Below are 1937 nucleotides of genomic sequence, written 5' to 3' on the forward strand. Positions count from 1 at the left end.
TGCATAAATCTGTTGATTCATATGCAATAATATCGCCAGTCAAATCAAGTTTTTGGGCGCCAAGCAACATGAAAAAATGACCATCACGTTCAAAAACTTTCGGATCGCGCACATGACGCGTATAACCACTCGGCTGATCAAATAACTTACCGAGTTTTTCAAAATGAATACCATCATTCGACACAGCTGCCATTTGGAAAGAGGCCACACTTTCGCCCGCATCATTCCGTACATTGCCTGTATAAAAAGCGTACAGACGGCCATCCTTCACCAGCGTTGTACCGGAATAAACGCCCGACCGGTCCTCTGGCAGACTTGGCGCAATCGCAATTGGCATACGTCGCCAATTTACCAAATCATCACTAACCACGTGGGCCCAAACTTTATACGTATGATCCAGTGCGTTAGGATTCCACTGATAAAAAACATGATATTGTTTGTTAAAAAAAATAAGGCCATTTGGATCGTTAATTAAACCATATTCTGGATAAATGTGATATTGTTCAAATTTTTCTGTGTCTCCAATAATCAAACGTTCGTCTCCTTTTGGGCTGCCAAAAGCGGTTCACCCGCCATAACTGTTTGGTTTGCAATCTGTTTAACATCCAGATACTGCCCTGTATTCGTCACGATGACCATGACGTGTTCGTCTAAACCGGCTGTTTTAATCTTATCCGCATTAAATGTCCCTAATGCTTCACCAGCTCGAACGTGTTGGTTTTGCTTCACAATGGTTTCAAAGCCATCCCCATTTAGTGATACTGTGTCCACCCCAATATGAATCAGGATTTCAACGCCGTCGTCACCCAATAATCCGTAGGCATGGCCCGTTGGGTACACAACGGTGACTGTCCCGTTAATTGGGGCAAACACTTGACCGTCGGCAGGCAGTACTGCGACACCTTTACCCATTGCACCACTCGAGAAGACCGGATCATCAACTGCACTAAGCCGGTCAACCCGACCTGCTACCGGAGACGCCACCACGATATCATCGGGTGCCGGTTCATAGCGCGTTGGCACATCAGTTCGCGGACCAGTTTCACCAAAATGGCGTCGCTTGCCATAACCATAGGTCACCGAAAAGGCCAAAACAAACGCCAACGCGATACTGATGAAGAAGCCAACCCACTTGGCGGCTGGAATGGCGATAAAGCCAATCACACCTGCTGGGCCTAATGAAGATGACAACACATGGAACAAGCCAATTACTAAACCGGCAATCCCAGCTGAGCCAAGCGCAATGAAGAATGGAAATTTATATTTCAAATTAACACCAAACATCGCCGGTTCTGTAATACCAAGCATTGCTGAAGCCCCGGCAGATGATGATAATGCACGCAGTTTCTCGTCCTTTTTCGCCAAGAAGAATACTGCAAACGCTGCGGCTCCCTGAGCAACGTTAGAAACAGCCGCAATTGGGAAAATAAAATCACCACCCGTTTTTGTAATATCAGCTAATAACGTGGTTTCAATTGCCGGAAAACTTTGGTGCAACCCCGTCACAACGATGGCCGAATACACTGATCCAAAAATCCCCATGCCGACAAAGCCTAACGTTTGATACAGAGTTACTAATCCATCAGTCAAGCCATTAGACAACGTCCGTAGTACTGGGCCAACCACCATAAACGTCAAGAAACCCGTGATAATAATGGCAAACATTGGTGTGAACGTAAAATCAATCGCACCCTTTAAATGTTTATGGAAAAACTTTTCAACGTTAGCTAAAATAAATGCCACCCCAATGACTGGCAATACCTGACCTTGATACCCAGCTTGCGCAATATGCAGACCAAAGATATCCCATGACGGCATCTTTCCAGCGGCCATGACCGATGCCACGTCATTTCCGTTAATCAGCGCAGGCATCACCAAAATCATGCCGGCCACGGCTCCCAAGATTTCACTCCCGCCAAAGCGTTTAGTGGCTGTAT

The 1937-nt window shown here is 46.1% G+C and carries 1 protein-coding gene and 1 pseudogene; both read right to left on the bottom strand.

What is annotated here, in order from left to right; translation table 11 throughout:
* Nucleotides 1–532, bottom strand: a pseudogene (locus tag WEIDD23_RS02290) (beta-fructofuranosidase); the annotation flags it as partial.
* The coding region (locus WEIDD23_RS02295; RefSeq protein WP_062358718.1) for a PTS sucrose transporter subunit IIABC at nt 529–1937 on the bottom strand (1409 nt) is incomplete at its 5' end. The gene WEIDD23_RS02295 and the pseudogene WEIDD23_RS02290, both read right to left, overlap by 4 nt.

Origin of the sequence: Weissella sp. DD23 (assembly GCF_001579105.1) — a bacterium.
In the GTDB taxonomy this organism is placed as follows: Bacteria; Bacillota; Bacilli; order Lactobacillales; family Lactobacillaceae; genus Weissella; species Weissella cibaria.